Consider the following 16,048-nt stretch of genomic DNA (forward strand, 5'->3'; position numbering starts at 1 on the left):
TTTCTTTAAAATCACCAGCACTTTTCTATCAAAGGATACAACAATGAAAAATGGTGTTACTGCAACAGTAGAAGCTCTTTCTGCTCTTATTGCTTCAGGTAATCCTCTTTTTAAGAATGGTGCATTATGGACACCTCACCGCCCCATTCGTCCTGAAAAATCTGAAGGTGGTATTCCATTTCAACTCGAAACATCTTTTAAACCAGCGGGAGATCAACCTCAAGCCATTAAAACTCTGGTTGAGGGAATTCAAAAAAATGAACGTACACAAGTGCTTTTGGGTGTTACCGGCTCAGGGAAAACCTATACAATGGCCAATATCATTGAAAAAACACAGCGTCCAGCTCTGATTTTAGCTCCCAATAAAACTCTAGCAGCGCAGCTTTATGGGGAATTTAAAAGTTTTTTTCCCCATAATGCCGTCGAATATTTTGTTTCCTATTATGACTATTATCAACCAGAAGCCTATGTTGCACGCTCAGACACTTATATTGAAAAGGAATCCTCAATTAATGAACAAATCGACCGTATGCGCCATGCTGCAACACGCGCTGTCTTAGAGCGTGATGATGTTATTATCGTCGCATCTGTCTCCTGCATCTACGGAATTGGTTCCGTAGAAACCTATACGGCCATGACCTTCGAAATAGAAAAAGGGGACAAACTCAATCAACGAAAACTCTTGGCTGATTTAGTCTCTCAACAGTATTATCGACAAGATATCAACTTCGTTCGTGGTTCCTTTCGTGTACGAGGGGATACAATCGAAATTTTCCCTGCCCACCTCGAAGATCGTGCTTGGCGTATTTCGCTCTTTGGCGATGAAGTGGAAACAATTACGGAATTTGATCCTCTCACCGGACAAAAAACAGGCGATCTTCAATCAATTAAAATTTATGCCAACTCACACTACGTAATACCACGCCCAACACTTAACCAAGCGATGAAATCTATCAAAATGGAACTCGTTCAACGCCTCGATGAGTTGAACGAAGCTGGACGTCTTTTAGAAGCACAACGTTTAGAACAACGTACAGTTTTTGATTTGGAAATGTTGGAAACCACCGGTTCATGTCCGGGAATTGAAAATTATTCACGTTATTTAACAGGACGAAATCCCGGTGAACCACCCCCAACTTTATTCGAATATATTCCACTCAATTCTCTTGTTTTTATCGATGAAAGCCATGTAACCATTCCCCAAATTGGTGGTATGTACCGAGGTGATTTTCGCAGAAAAGCAACCTTAGCAGAATATGGTTTTCGCCTCCCTTCTTGTATGGATAACCGTCCTTTGCGCTTTGAAGAATGGGATGCTATGCGCCCACAAACGATTGCTGTCTCCGCAACACCTGGACGGTGGGAAATAGAACAATCTCACGGTACTTTTGCAGAACAAGTTATTCGCCCCACAGGGCTTGTTGACCCACCAACAGAGGTTCGTCCAGCCAAAAATCAAGTCGATGATGTTGTGAATGAAATTCGTAAAACAATTCAAAAAGGCTACCGCACACTAGTGACCGTCCTAACCAAGCGTATGGCCGAAGATTTAACGGAATATCTCCACGAACAAGGTATTCGTGTACGCTATATGCATTCCGACATTGATACATTAGAACGCATTGAAATTCTACGCGATCTTCGGCTTGGCACCTTTGATGTCCTCATCGGTATCAACTTGCTCCGAGAAGGCTTAGATATTCCAGAATGTGGTTTTGTTGCCATTCTAGATGCCGATAAAGAGGGCTTTTTGCGCTCTGAAACTTCCCTCATACAAACAATCGGACGTGCTGCACGTAACGTAGATGGCCGTGTTATCCTCTATGCAGATACGATCACTGGTTCCATAAAACGAGCCTTACAGGAGACACAAAGACGTCGACAAAAACAAATAGCCTATAATGAAGAACACCATATCACACCGAAAAGTATCAAAAAAAATATCGGAGATATTCTCAATTCAGGCTATGAAAACAACCATATTCGTACAAATATCCCTGATGTCATCGAGAAAAAAAATATGGTTGGCAACAATTTAGCATCTCATATTAAACACCTCGAAAAATTAATGCATGAAGCAGCTGCTGATCTTAATTTTGAAGAAGCAGCACACCTTCGCGATGAAATCAAACAATTACAAAAGATAGAACTAGAACTCGCGGAAAATCCCTTAACACATCATAGCGAACAATCCACCCATGAGCGCGTATTACAACCAAGTCTTTTCTCCAAACCAAACCTTGCACACATGGGACCAACCATGGACACTGGTATTTTGGAAAATCAAAAAGGAAAATCTCGTAAAAACACCCCTAATCAAGCAACAATAAAACGAAAAAAACGCAATCAATGAAGGAGCAAAAAATTTCAAACCGCATAAAATAATCTTCAGCTCTTCTAAAAAAAGACGAAAGCTCAAAAGCAAACAGCGTTATCCGAAAAATAGACAACCTCCAACATCAAGGGTGCTTCAATTTGTCTAAAACAACATGAGAGAGAACATTTTATAAAAAATTTCTAAAATATATTATCTTTATACAGTTATACTCTGATATCTAACTCAATATTATTTATCCTTACAAGAAAATATTCAAATAGGACACTGTCCTATAATACAAATAAAGTAAAATAAGACTTTATCATAGCACCATAAGCCTATGATAAAAAATGATAACTTTTATTCATATCCCTATTGTTCAATTCATATTGTACCAAACAATAAAAAATTATCCCTAAATAAAGAGTTTATATTCCATAGTAAAAAATCGTGGACTCTCAATACAAACTTATTAATTAACCTCAAGCAGAGTACATTAATTGAAATCAAAATTCTGTTATGATTTCATTTTACTGTCTCCGCGATAGATTTAACTAAATAAATTTTTATTTTTTTGTCACAATAAAGTCCAAAATTGTTCAGGCTCTATTCAGTTTGAAACGTGTAGGATGTGAAAAATACGAATTTACACAAGGAGCATCATTATGAAAAAAGTGATCAGGTTAGCGGTATTATCAGCAATGTCAACTGTGACCGTTTTGATGCCGCTAAATGCAACGCTTGCGGATATGGCATGGAATCGTAGTGACTCTATCTCGAGAGAAATAGATGATATGATGAGGAAGATGCGTAAAGAAACAGATGATGCGATAAGGGAAATGAGGAAGAAAGCTGATATTCTGCCTTGCGGTTTTTCTCGCTCCCATTGTTCTGATAAAAAACGTAGCTTTTTATCTGATGATTTCCAAAAGTTTGTTGATGATTTCCACAAGAGTTCTGATGACGACAAGAGAAGATTTAAAGCCAAACATGAAAGGTCTGTAGCCAAACATAGTAAGACGGAACAACAACAACACCATCATCACCACCACCACCATTATCATCATGTTGAAAACAAAACATATCATTACGTCGAGCGCAAAAAGACAAAACACAGTAATATTCATATAGATAACTCAGGAGATGCTTTAGCGGTGGGTATTCTTGGTCTTGCAACAGGTACGATTCTTGGTACAATTTTAAAAAAACCAGAACAGCCACAAGTGGTTTATCAAATAGTACCACAAAATCAGGTAATTTATCAAAAAGTTCCGCAAAATCAAAGAGTTTATCAAGTGCAGCAAACGGTGGCATATGAGCCACTCCAGCAATCATTAGAATCTGATTGGCTTAACTATTGCAAGAAAAAATACCGTTCTTTCAACCCTAAAACAGGAACTTTCCGAGACCGTAATGGTTTGGAACACGTTTGTTATGCCCCAATAAATTAACTTCTGTTCTGCCCTACTAAAAAGTCTTAAATGGCAAAAAAAACGCTTCAAAGCGTTTTTTATTTGCTCATATATTAAAATCTTGAAGAAAAGGATTATTTTGGCGCTCATAGCCTATGCTACTTTTGGGACCATGCCCACAGATAAAACAAACATCATCGCCTAAGGGTAAAACTTTTTCTCGAAGAGATTGCATCAATTTTTCATAAGAACAGAAGGGGAAGTCCGTACGTCCAATAGAACCACGAAAGAGAACATCACCCAAGAGGGCTAAGCGCTCTTTTTCATTGAAATAAATAACATGACCAGGGGAATGCCCCAGTGTATGTAAAACCCTAAACTCATGTCCAGCAAAATACACACACTCACCATCTTCTAACTATATCGAACAACGCACCACGATGCTTTCGGGTGTAAGCCATGATTTAAGAACCATTCTCACCCGTTTTAAACTTCAGCAAGCGTTAGCAAATACTGACTTTGATATCAAGCTGCTTGAACAAGATGTGAGCGACACGCAAAACATGTTAGAAGATTACCTTGCTTTTGCCCGTAGTGAAGAAAGTGAGTGTGTTAAAACTTTTGATTTAAATGCTCTTATGCAAAAATTCTCTACCGATGTGCATCTTCACAAACGTCAATTTTCCTACACCATTGAAAGCCCTACACCAATACAAGCACGCCCACGTGCCTTCAGGCGTCTCATCAGCAATCTTGTGTCAAATGCATTTTGTTATGCCAATACTGTCAAACTAACAGCCATATCCCAACAAGAATGTTTCCCATATATCAAAAAAAGTTCCCGCAATATATTATATTTATACAGTTATAATATGATATCGAACTCAATATTTAGCCTCACAAGAGAGTGGTCAAACAGGACTGTATTCAATCACACAAATAAGGTTCTATCTTAGCACCATAAGCCTATAATAAAAAACGATAACTTTTGTTCATACACCTATTGTTCAATTCATATTGTATCAAGCAATAAAAAATTACTCATCAATAAATAATTTATAACCAATAGTAAAAAATTTGGTGCTCTAAATACAAGCTGCTTAATTAATCTTAAGAAGAGTACATTAATTGAAATCAAAATTCTGTCATGATTTTATTTTATTGTATTGATAATAGTTTTAACTAAATGAATTTTTATTTTTTTGTCACAATAAAGTCCAAAATTGTTCAGTCTCTATTCAGTTTGAAACGTGTAGGATGTGAAAAATACGAATTGACACAAGGAGCATCATTATGAAAAAACTCTTCAGATTAGCGGTATTATCAGCAATGTCTACTGCAACCGTTTTGATGCCATTAAATCCAACGCTTGCAGATATGGCATGGTATCATAACTATGACATGAGAAGGGAGGCTGGTTTACCGTCTCACAATTTTAGCTCCCATTTTTCTCATAGTGAACATCACTCTTTTGATAACCCCCACACGCGTCATTATGTTAGCCATAAATGGGGAGCACAACAACACCATCATGTTGAACACAACACATATCATTATGTCGAGCGCAAAAAGACAAAACACAGTAGTATTAATATAAATAACTCAGGAGAAGCTTTAGCAATGGGCATTCTTGCTCTTGCAGCAGGTGCACTTCTCGGCAAAATTTTTAAAAAATCAGAACAGCCACAAGTTGTTTATCAAACCGCACCACAGCATCAAATTGTATATCAACAGGTTCCACAAGAACAGATAATTTATGAAGCTCCGCAAACGGTGGAATATGAGCCAGTACAACAATCATTAGAATCTGATTGGCTTCAATATTGCAAGAAAAAATACCGTTCTTTCAACCCTAAAACAGGAACTTTCCGAGACCGTAATGGTTTGGAACACGTTTGTTATGCCCCAATAAATTAACTTCTGTTCTGCCCTACTAAAAAGTCTTAAATGGCAAAAAAAACGCTTCAAAGCGTTTTTTATTTGCTCATATATTAAAATCTTGAAGAAAAGGATTATTTTGGCGCTCATAGCCTATGCTACTTTTGGGACCATGCCCACAGATAAAACAAACATCATCGCCTAAGGGTAAAACTTTTTCTCGAAGAGATTGCATCAATTTTTCATAAGAACAGAAGGGGAAGTCCGTACGTCCAATAGAACCACGAAAGAGAACATCACCCAAGAGAGCCAAGCGCTCTTTTTCATTGAAATAAATAACATGACCAGGGGAATGTCCTGGGGTGTGAAAAACCTTAAACACATGTCCAGCAAAATGAACGCACTCACCATCTTCTAACCATTGGTCAGGAATACAGATGCAAGCATCAGTGATGCCATAATTTTTTGCGCTTTCGCTCACGGCATCCATCACAGGCTTATCATCGCGATGTGAACCGATAATTTTTACATTAAGCGCTTCTTTCACTTGCATTGCTGCTCCTACATGATCAAAATGACCATGTGTTATCCAAATAGCCTCAACGATAACACCATTCTTTTCGATTACGTCTTGAATTCGTGGCCAATCACCACCAGGATCAACGAGAACCCCCGTTTTACATTCACTATCAAAAAGCAAAGTGCAATTTTGTTGGAATGTCGTAACTGGAATAATATGTATATTAAGACTACCCATAATATCCTTTTCAAAAATAACTTTTTTAAATTTATAAATAAAACTTTCTTTCCTTTAAGGTAAAGGTGCTGCTCGACAGCTTTATACAACTTATGTAAACTTGCATTTTGTGTAAACTAAATTTTTATCAAGGTTTTTTTAAGAATGAGCAATCACGTTCAAGTTTTGTGTGACGATGCCCCTCACCTTCTTGTGATTGATGACGATACACGTATTCGCAATCTTTTATTTCAGTTTCTCATTAAAAATGGATTTCGTGTTTCAGTTTCAGCTAATGCGAATGAAGCAAGACGACTGTTAGTAAGTTTAGATTTTGATCTTCTTATTGTTGATGTCATGATGCCTGGCGAAAACGGTATTGATCTCACTCATTCACTCCGCCAAACAAAAGATGTCCCTATCTTTATGTTAACAGCTTTATCAGAAATAGACAATCGTATCCGTGGATTAGAAGCAGGGGCAGATGATTATCTGGCTAAGCCGTTTGACCCTCGTGAACTTCTCCTTCGCATCAACGCCATTTTACGACGTGGTTTTCCCCCTCACCAACCTAAAATTGAGCAAATAGTTTTTGGTCCTTATATATTTTCAATTTCACGACGCGAACTCAAAAAAGGAGGAGAAATTATTAAATTAACAGATAAAGAACAAGAAATGATGGTCATGTTTGCCGAAAATGCAGGCGATACAATTCCGCGCCATAAATTCGCGACCGATGACAGCAATATAAGTGAACGTGCCATTGATGTGCAGATCAACCGCCTTCGTCGTAAGATCGAAAAAAACCCAGCACTGCCTATATGGCTCCAAACCGTGCGAGGAATAGGGTATAAACTCTCTATTGAATAGGCACAAGAATGATCAAACCTTTAAGATTTTTTCTTCGATGGTTAACGAAAAAAATGCCTAAACGGCTTTATGCTCGCTCTTTGATCATTATCATTGCTCCCATGGTGCTTCTGCAAACGGTGATTGCTTATGTCTTTATGGAACGCCATTGGCAAATGGTAACGGAGCGTCTTTCAACGGCTGTCGTGCATGATATTTCAGCCATTATTGATATTCTTGAAACATATCCCCAACAAGATAACTATGAAGATATCAAGCGTATTGCACAACAACGTATGGGATTAAATATTTCTATTCTATCTCCTACCTCCTTACCCCCTCCAGGACCTAAGCCATTTTTTGCAATTCTTGACTATTTTTTAAGTGAAGAAATCACCCGCCAAATTAACCGTCCCTTCTGGATCGATACCGTAGGAGATTCTGATCTTGTTGAAATCCGTATCCACCTTGGTCACAACATTTTACGCGTCTTTGCTCCACGCAGCCAAGCCTATGCTTCCAATACTGCTATTTTTTTAAGCTGGATGGTAGGAACAGCTCTTGTTTTATTGCTGATAGCAATTTACTTTTTACGCAATCAAATCAAACCGATTCAACAATTGGCTGAAGCAGCAGAAAGCTTTGGACGCGGTCGTCCTTTACCAAAAGGATTTCAACCACAAGGAGCTGATGAAGTCCGACGTGCAGGCATCGCTTTTTTACGCATGCGTGAACGTATTGAACGCCAAATTGAACAACGTACCATGATGCTCTCAGGAGTAAGTCATGATTTAAGAACCATTCTTACACGCTTTAAACTTCAGCTGGCATTAGTAAATACTGACTTTGATATTAAACCGCTTGAGCAAGATGTAAGTGACATGCAAAATATGTTAGAAGATTATCTTGCTTTTGCTCGTGGTGAAGGAAGTGAAAGTGTCAAGACTTTTGATTTAAATGCTCTTATGCAAAAATTCTCCACCGATGCTCGTCTTCACAAACGTCAATTTTCTTACACTATTGAAGGTCCTACAGAAATACAAGTACGTCCCCGTGCTTTTACACGCTTGGTCAGCAATCTTGTATCAAATGCATTTTGTTACGGCACGACCGTTAAACTAACCGCTAACTCTCAACAAGAATCTTTTATATTAATAATCGATGATAATGGACCTGGAATTCATAAAAATATGCGCACAGAAGTTTTTAAGCCATTCTTTCGACTTGATAAAGCGCGAAATCAAGATGCAAGTGGAACAGGACTTGGTCTTTCTATTGCTCAAGACATAGCACGCAGCCATGGTGGCAATATACAATTAGATGAGAGCCCACTCGGGGGAGTGCGCGCTATTCTTGATGTCCCCCTATGAGCAATATTTCCGCAAACCGTCTGTAAAAATAACAGACTGTATATTTTAGGCATTCCCTACAGTTTCAAACAAAGTGTACTGTAGTGCCTTGTAAGCACTTTCTCCCGACAAAGCAACCATCTGAAATGCAACATAATGGCTTTCACAGGCTTTAAGTGCATGTATCAACAATGTTTCAACCTGTATATGAGATGGATGCATCCCACCAGCCAAAAGAAGACCTTGTCGATAAATAACTGAATTATTCCTTTGCCAGTAATCAAAATGTCCCAACAACAACTTTTCATTAATTGCTAGCAATAAGCGCTGTATTTCAGCTGTTCGAGCATTTTTAATAGAGAGATCAAACGAACAAGCTAAATGAAGTGCTTCATGCTCTTCCATCCATGAAAAAGCAAGACGATAGTTTGCGCGTTTTCCTTCCACACAAACGCTAATTTCATCTTGTGCATCCCGCTCAAACGACCAATCATATTCACAGGCAATCTGTTCGATAAAGTCAACAGGGTGCTCTTTTCTTTCTGTGGCGCAAAATGCAAGCCTCATCACAATCCTCAATCATCTTAAAACATTGTCAACAGAATATAAACCGTCTCAACTGTAACAATATTTTGCTACAATCAGAACCTTTACACCAAACAAATACACATAAAAACATCGACAGTACACAAACACCCAGAACACAATCGCGCTGTTTAGGGCAACCTGATAGTCATAAAACGAATCATCAAGTCTTTTCAGTGTATTGATACAATTTCATAGCGCCAGCCCCCCTGATTCAAAAAAATGTACTTTACCCAAAAAAAAATCAAAAATAAACAAATGCTCCGCTCTAACAGACTCAAGATTAAGCATTTTTTAGTTTCACGCATCATATTGAAAAATTGGGGATATTTTTTTGAAGATTCTTTCTTTTTAAACTATTTTACTTTTTTGTGTCTGCGTTTTTTTTTAATCATCTTTTTTTAAATCATCAAGGCGTCTTTTCAAATCAGCGTTATCAGCATGGATTTTCAGCACCATCTCCTTAAAAGTCTCAAACTCTTCGCGAGAAACAAGATCAAGTTTGTTTGCTATCTTTTCAGCCTGCACACGAAAAGCTGTTCCAGCTTCACGTCGTATGCCTTGCGCAACGTCAGCAGCATCCGTTGCTAATTTTGCTAATTCATCAAGAATACGATTTGATCCATTACGCATAACCTTTTTCCTTAAATTTTAATTATTGACGCACGCATTATAGCGTATTCTCATAACATTTAGATACTGTAATTTGTTCCTTTTACTCTATATTTTACATACTGTGCAGATTTTTCATAATGATTTTGTTTAAGATTTTTTAATATTCCTTTTATCACCATATTTTTTACCGCGATAAATCAGTGGAAATCTATCTCCCTTTCTGACTAGCCTCCCTACTGACTTGACCATTGTGTATTCATCTGTCATTTCTGACCATCAGAGTCACTTCATATTCATCTCGTATAATGTAAGATGCTTAACTCATGAACAATTTGTCTTGTCCAACCATTGCTTTTCCGTCTTTTCTTGATCCTGTTATTATCCAGCTAGGTCCCATAACACTTCATTGGTATGGACTTGGTTACGTGCTGGGTATTCTTTTTGCTTGGTGGTATGCGCAAAAATTATTAAAAAAAACATCTCTATGGTATAGAAACTATCCTCCTATGGATAAAGAAAAAATCGGAGATTTTGTTGTCTGGTCTGCCATAAGTGTTGTTGTCGGAGGGCGTTTAGGACAAGTTCTTGTATGGGATCCCATTTACTATTTTAACCATCCAAGTGCTATTATTGCCGTATGGGATGGGGGAATGTCCTTTCATGGCGGACTTATTGGTATTATCATTGCTATGATCTGGTTTGCCCGTAAAAATCGTATTAACATACGAGCCATGTTTGATATCATTGCTGCAGGTGCTCCTATTGGTATCGGCATTGTACGAATCTGCAACTTCATTAACCAAGAATTATGGGGTAATATTACTACACGTCCTTGGGCTGTTTGTTTTCCTCTCGATCCTTACTATTTACCGCGCCATCCAAGCCAGCTTTACGAAGCATTTATGGAAGGATTTCTTCTCTTCATCATCCTGTGTCTTCTTATTTTTGGGTTCAAAGCATTAAAACGTCCCGGTACTGTATCAGGAACATTTATTATAGGCTACGCAGTAACACGCAGCATTTCTGAAATTTACCGTGCGCCTCAAGAAGATCCAGAATGGTTTTCGACTCTTTTCCATTCTACTGGTTTTACCTATGGCATGGCTTTATCTCTTCCCATGCTTCTTGTAGGGTTTTATCTTCTTCTCCACGCCTTTAAATATAAACCGACAGAAAATGGCCAATCTCAAAGAAAAAATTAAAGAAATGATTGTCCTTAATGGACCAATCACTGTTAGCCAATATATGACGTTGGCACTCACCGATCCCCAATTTGGTTATTATCAAACACAAACCCCTTTTGGACGTGCTGGTGATTTCATTACAGCACCTGAAATAAGCCAATTATTTGGAGAAATGATTGGCATTTGGACTCTTGCAAGCTGGAAAGCTCAAGGGTGCCCTCACCCTTTTATTCTCGCTGAAATAGGTCCAGGACGAGGAACTTTGATGGATGACATTTTGCGAACCATCCAAAAGCTCTCTCAAACGGCATTTAATGCTGCTGAAATTTTTCTGATCGAAATAAGCAAAAAACTTGCAAAAGAACAAAAAAAGCGCCTTTTCTCTTATCAAAAACAAATCCATAGCATTGAAAATTTTAATCAAATTCCTTCAAATCCTCTCTTCCTCATTGCTAATGAATTTCTCGATACACTCCCTATCAACCAATATATTAAAGTCAATGGAGAATGGAAAGAGCGCCGCATTACAGTCAATCAAAATGGAGATTTCATCTTTATTGCTGCCCCGCATAAACTTCCCTCTTCTTGTCTACAAACCTATTGTTCTAAAGTGCCTGACGGAACAATTTTTGAACATGCCCCCTTACGGCATCAATTCATGCAACAAATCAGCCACCATTTAGTGCAAGTGACAGGTTCTGCTTTACTTATCGACTATGGTGCTTGTGAGCTTGCCTTTGGCGATACCTTGCAAGCACTCTCAAAACATAGATTTCGTGATGTTTTTGATGCCCCTGGTGAACATGATTTAACATCCCATGTTGATTTTTCTTTTTTAAAAAACATAGCTCTTGAACAGGGCTGTTTTGCTGAAATCTTAGAGCAAGGAGAATTTCTTTTTAAAATGGGGCTACTGGAGCGCGCAAACCAGCTTGGAGTTGGCAAAAGTGCTCCTTTGCAAGACAAAATCCGCCAAGACATCGAACGGCTCGCTAGTCCAGATCAGATGGGAAAATTATTTAAAGTTTTACATTTCAGTGATAAAAATATCTCCATACCTCCCCAATTTTAATGATCGGCGCTTTTGTCAATAAGCACATCATTATCTGAAATATTCATTGACAAATATGAACATCTCCATCCTCACTTTAAATAATCTCCATAAGGAACTTTTATGAAATCTATCCCTCATCCCATTCTTGCAAAAAATCTTTCTACTTTACACCCCCATGGAATAAAACATGGATTTTTTACACGTCAAGGTGGTGTTTCAAAAAATCTTTATCATAGTCTTAATGTTGGGAAAGGTTCAAATGATCAACTTGAATATATTGTACAGAATCGTCTTTTGATTGCCAATTATTTTTCTATTGAAGCGCAAAATTTAGTCACAGTTAATCAAATACACTCCTGTAACGTTGTCGTAGCTCATCAAGCAACTATCGGTGCACCTCCTCAAGCTGATGCTCTGGTTACAACCACCCCAGAACTCGTTATTGGGGTTCTTACAGCAGATTGCGGACCCATTCTGTTTGCTGATCCACAAGCTAGAGTCATCGCTGCAACTCATGCTGGCTGGCGTGGAAGCTTAAATGGAATTATCGAGAAAACAATTGCTGTTATGGAAAAACAAGGAGCCAAAAGACAATCAATAACAGCAGTCCTTGGACCTTGTATTGGCCCTTATCACTATGAAGTAACAAATGAATTTTACGACCAATTTATTGATTACCACAGCAAATACCAAAAATATTTTTTAAAAACAGACAAAATAAATCGCTTTTATTTTAATCTATGGGCATTTATTATAAACCAACTCAAAGAAGCAGGTGTTAATGCTTCTTGTGTAGAGCTTTGTACCTATCAAGATGAACAGCGTTTTTTCTCCTATCGCCGTGCAATACACCGCAACGAACCCGATTACGGACGGCAAATTTCTGCTATTATGCTGAAAAACAAAAGATGAGCCCCTTTTATGCTTGAGAACAATACCAAAACTGCAAAACTAAACTTTTTACCCAAATGGAAAAATAAACCCCATTGTACTTTGCTTTTTTCACGAAATTATCTACCAGCCCATAAAATATGATAGCCTTCGCTATGATCATTTTCAATGTTTAGTTATAATGATTGAAGGCAAGATGATACTTCTTTTTATTACTCCCCTTCATTCATCTTAAATATGAAGCATTCCCCATATTGAAAGTATTTTTATAAAGTAATAACCAAAAAGCTTAATCAATATGTATTTCTTTGCCGCATGGAGAAAAACTTTGCTCTAAAAGTAATAAACTTTTGGAAAAAGAGAAAACATACTGCATAGCTCTTTAATAATAATCGATAAAATTGTAAGGCTTTTGTAATTGTAAGGCTTTTGTAATTGTTCTCTTGCAATTTAATAAAAAGAAATTAAAAACCGTGTCGCATTCCCACCATGATGATTCAGAGGTTCTACTATGAAACTTTTCTGCGGAAATTCTAATCCACGCCTAGCTGAAGATGTTGCAAATTATTTGAACATCCCCTTAGGCAAAGCAACTGTAAAGCGCTTTGCTGATCAAGAAATTTTCGTAGAACTGCATGAAAATGTACGTGGACAAGATGTTTTTGTTTTGCAATCTACATCCTATCCCGCAAATGATCATTTGATGGAATTACTCATCATGATTGATGCCCTTCGTCGTTCTTCTGCGCGTCGTATTACAGCTGTTATCCCCTATTTTGGCTATGCCCGCCAAGATAGAAAACCAGGACCACGAACTCCTATTTCTGCAAAACTTGTTGCCAACCTCATTACTGAAGCAGGGGCCCATCGTGTTTTAACATTGGACCTTCATGCAGGACAAATTCAAGGTTTTTTTGATATCCCTACGGATAATCTCTATGCTGTTCCTGTCATTTCTCGCGATGTCAAAGTGCATTATTCTCTTGAAAATGTTATCGTTGTTTCACCTGATGTGGGTGGTGTGGTGCGCGCGCGCGCGCTCGCCAAGCGCTTGAACAGTTTGCTCGCTATTGTGGATAAACGTCGCGAAAGCCCCGGTGAATCAGAAGTTATGAATATCATTGGAGATGTATCGGGAAAAGATTGCCTTTTGCTTGATGATATTGTTGATTCAGGTGGAACTTTATGCAATGCAGCAAGTGCTCTGCTTAAACATGGTGCCAATAGTGTCACAGCTTATATCACGCACGGTGTTCTTTCTGGTAATGCAATCGAGCGAATTGCTAATTCAGAGATGAAAGAATTGGTTATTACAGATTCAATTATGCCAACACAAGCTATTGAGAAAACCCATAATATTCGTGTTTTGCCCATTGCCGACCTTATGGGAGAAGCAATAGCAAGGACAGCAGCAGAACAATCGGTTTCCAGCTTATTTGGTTAAAGTGGTTCCTTGGGGTCTCCCGGTGCTGTTTCAACACCAAGATCAGGAAAGGCAACAATACGTTGACCACTAAAATGCGTGTGAATAACAATAAGTCCACGCTCTTCAAAGTAGGTTAAAAGTCGGCGTGCACGGCTTAAAGAATGAGTCCCATAAAGGCGTGCTAAAAATGCATCAGATGGACAAGGCTTTCCCCCTAATGCGGCCTGTGCCACGTTCAAGAAGACTCCTTGAACATCTTCTTCCAAACTTTCTGATATCTGCAAAATATGTTTCCAATGTTCACTGACAGCCGTTTGTTCATCAACAAAAGCCTGAGCAATAGCCAATTTACGCCGAAATTGTGAAAGATTAAAAGGAACCTTTGACATCCCATGGATACGGCAACGAACTGAAAAATCTTGATAAAGCACCGCTGTTGAACGATAAAAAGCTTCAGAATCCTCAAGAATTTCCCGAATAATATGTTCTGCTTGCCCGTCACGCTCAACATCAGAAAGTTCAGGAAATAAACTTGGGTTTTCTTCTAACAACTCTTGTTTTTTATGCACGACCTCCTCTAACATCTCGTGCATTGACTTTTCCCTCATCGGCTCTCGTGTTTGTTTAAATGGCGTTAAAATTTCCTCTGGTGAAGCAGTAAAAACGAGCTCTTGCACATCATCCCGCTCTGTTGGAAGTGGCATTAATTTAGGGCTAGAAGAGCGTGCCAAAGTTTCAACAGAACCGATAATGATTGGTAAGGGACGTCGTGATAAAGCAGGGCCTAAAGCTATAAATTTTCCCCGTTCAAGATCTCTAAACATTTCCGCTTGGCGACGCTCCATCCCCAAAAGATCAGCGGCGCGCACCATATCAATATCTAAAAAAGTCCGCCCTATTAAAAAGTTTGAAGCTTCAGCCGCAACATTTTTGGCAAGCTTAGCCAAACGTTGTGTCGCAATAACACCAGCAAGACCACGTTTACGTCCTCGACACATCAGATTGGTCATAGCGCTCAAAGAAATTTTACGCGCTTCATCAGAAACTTCTCCTGCTGCAGTTGGAGCAAACAATTGTGCTTCATCGACAACGACAAGCATAGGATACCAATAATCACGTTCCACATCAAACAGTGCCCCAAGGAAAGCCCCTACAGCACGCATCTGTTGTTCAGTGTCCAAACCTTCAAGATTAAATACCACCGAAACCCGATGTTGTCGAATGCGATGCGCAATACGTGTCAATTCTAGTTCGCTCCGTTGAGCCTCTACAATAACATGACCAAATTTATCTGCCAAAGTTACAAAATCGCCTTCTGGATCAATTACACAATGCTGCACCCACTTAGCACTTTGCTCCAGAAGACGGCGTAAAAGATGTGATTTCCCTGAACCAGAATTACCTTGTACAAGAAGACGTGTCGCCAATAATTCTTCCAAATCAAGAAGTGCTGGCATCGATTTATGCAAAGCACGACTTTCTGACATCTCACCCAAGGCAATCTCAACCTTCATAACATCTCCAGTGTTTGATTTTGAACATATCAGTGCCAGCACATATTGGTTGATTCTCCATCCACACCGTAATTTGTAACATTTCCTCCTTTTTAACGGTAGAAATCATCGATTTTTCCCACAACTCTTGCATCTATGAATAGTTTGAACTATAGAACAAACTTCTGCGTAGACACCCTTGGAGGCAACGTAGAATGGAGTGATCGCTGTTGGTTAGCGCATATCTTCATATCCATGC

13 protein-coding genes and 2 pseudogenes are annotated in these 16,048 nt (G+C 38.6%); 10 read left to right on the forward strand and 5 right to left on the reverse strand.

The window, feature by feature from the left end:
* Positions 1 to 43: 43 nt before the first annotated feature.
* Both uvrB and ACFIMI_RS01855 read left to right on the forward strand, forming a co-directional pair.
* On the forward strand, positions 44 to 2,353 hold the full coding sequence (uvrB, locus tag ACFIMI_RS01850) for an excinuclease ABC subunit UvrB (RefSeq protein WP_375612972.1): 2,310 nt from the start codon (positions 44 to 46) through the stop codon (positions 2,351 to 2,353).
* A gap of 629 nt (positions 2,354 to 2,982) precedes the next feature.
* Positions 2,983 to 3,768: a BA14K family protein gene (locus tag ACFIMI_RS01855; protein ID WP_375668216.1), complete on the forward strand. Its 786-nt coding sequence runs from the start codon at positions 2,983 to 2,985 to the stop codon at positions 3,766 to 3,768.
* 67 nt (positions 3,769 to 3,835) lie between these two features.
* Here the strand turns inward: ACFIMI_RS01855 and ACFIMI_RS01860 are convergent.
* Positions 3,836 to 4,147 (reverse strand): annotated as a pseudogene (locus ACFIMI_RS01860) (MBL fold metallo-hydrolase); the annotation flags it as partial.
* Between the two features lie 4 nt (positions 4,148 to 4,151).
* On the opposite strand from ACFIMI_RS01860, the pseudogene ACFIMI_RS01865 reads away from it, so the two are divergent.
* Positions 4,152 to 4,550, forward strand: a pseudogene (locus ACFIMI_RS01865) (two-component sensor histidine kinase); the annotation flags it as partial.
* A 472-nt stretch (positions 4,551 to 5,022) separates the two neighbouring features.
* The gene (locus tag ACFIMI_RS01870; RefSeq protein ID WP_375692197.1) at positions 5,023 to 5,646 is read left to right on the forward strand and encodes a BA14K family protein; all 624 of its coding nucleotides are present in this window, start codon (positions 5,023 to 5,025) and stop codon (positions 5,644 to 5,646) included.
* A gap of 67 nt (positions 5,647 to 5,713) precedes the next feature.
* Here ACFIMI_RS01870 and ACFIMI_RS01875 read toward each other — a convergent pair whose 3' ends face one another.
* A complete protein-coding gene (locus ACFIMI_RS01875; RefSeq protein WP_375617610.1) occupies positions 5,714 to 6,364 on the reverse strand; it encodes an MBL fold metallo-hydrolase in 651 nt (216 codons plus the stop codon).
* Positions 6,365 to 6,508: 144 nt separating this feature from the next.
* Here ACFIMI_RS01875 and ACFIMI_RS01880 point away from each other — a divergent pair, with 144 nt between their 5' ends.
* Complete coding sequence (locus ACFIMI_RS01880) at positions 6,509 to 7,213, forward strand: response regulator (RefSeq protein ID WP_375638076.1); 705 nt, start codon at positions 6,509 to 6,511, stop codon at positions 7,211 to 7,213.
* 8 nt (positions 7,214 to 7,221) lie between these two features.
* A complete protein-coding gene (locus ACFIMI_RS01885; protein WP_375611185.1) occupies positions 7,222 to 8,562 on the forward strand; it encodes an ATP-binding protein in 1,341 nt (446 codons plus the stop codon).
* Between the two features lie 45 nt (positions 8,563 to 8,607).
* On the opposite strand, the gene ACFIMI_RS01890 is transcribed toward ACFIMI_RS01885, so the two are convergent.
* Both ACFIMI_RS01890 and ACFIMI_RS01895 read right to left on the reverse strand, forming a co-directional pair.
* Positions 8,608 to 9,108, reverse strand: coding sequence for a YbjN domain-containing protein (locus ACFIMI_RS01890; RefSeq protein ID WP_273724125.1), 501 nt, complete (start codon positions 9,106 to 9,108; stop codon positions 8,608 to 8,610).
* A gap of 405 nt (positions 9,109 to 9,513) precedes the next feature.
* Positions 9,514 to 9,759, reverse strand: coding sequence for an accessory factor UbiK family protein (locus tag ACFIMI_RS01895; RefSeq protein WP_273791228.1), 246 nt, complete (start codon positions 9,757 to 9,759; stop codon positions 9,514 to 9,516).
* 305 nt (positions 9,760 to 10,064) lie between these two features.
* Here ACFIMI_RS01895 and lgt point away from each other — a divergent pair, with 305 nt between their 5' ends.
* The 4 genes from lgt to ACFIMI_RS01915 all read left to right on the forward strand — a co-directional run bounded on the left by lgt (position 10,065) and on the right by ACFIMI_RS01915 (position 14,314).
* The gene (gene lgt, locus ACFIMI_RS01900; protein WP_375628181.1) at positions 10,065 to 10,943 is read left to right on the forward strand and encodes a prolipoprotein diacylglyceryl transferase; all 879 of its coding nucleotides are present in this window, start codon (positions 10,065 to 10,067) and stop codon (positions 10,941 to 10,943) included.
* Positions 10,918 to 11,997, forward strand: a complete 1,080-nt coding sequence (locus ACFIMI_RS01905) for a class I SAM-dependent methyltransferase (RefSeq protein WP_375645499.1) — start codon at positions 10,918 to 10,920, stop codon at positions 11,995 to 11,997. The genes lgt and ACFIMI_RS01905 overlap by 26 nt, the downstream gene beginning before the upstream one ends.
* A gap of 102 nt (positions 11,998 to 12,099) precedes the next feature.
* Entirely contained in the window at positions 12,100 to 12,891 is a 792-nt protein-coding gene (gene pgeF, locus ACFIMI_RS01910; RefSeq protein ID WP_375612980.1) for a peptidoglycan editing factor PgeF, read from the forward strand.
* A gap of 490 nt (positions 12,892 to 13,381) precedes the next feature.
* A complete protein-coding gene (locus ACFIMI_RS01915) occupies positions 13,382 to 14,314 on the forward strand; it encodes a ribose-phosphate pyrophosphokinase (RefSeq protein ID WP_375606345.1) in 933 nt (310 codons plus the stop codon).
* Here ACFIMI_RS01915 and ACFIMI_RS01920 read toward each other — a convergent pair.
* Entirely contained in the window at positions 14,311 to 15,810 is a 1,500-nt protein-coding gene (locus ACFIMI_RS01920; RefSeq protein WP_375692198.1) for a helicase HerA domain-containing protein, read from the reverse strand. The genes ACFIMI_RS01915 and ACFIMI_RS01920 overlap by 4 nt on opposite strands.
* Positions 15,811 to 16,048: the final 238 nt, after the last annotated feature.

Origin of the sequence: Bartonella sp. AP4SXKL (genome assembly GCF_042195845.1) — a bacterium.
In the GTDB taxonomy this organism is placed as follows: domain Bacteria; phylum Pseudomonadota; class Alphaproteobacteria; order Rhizobiales; family Rhizobiaceae; genus Bartonella.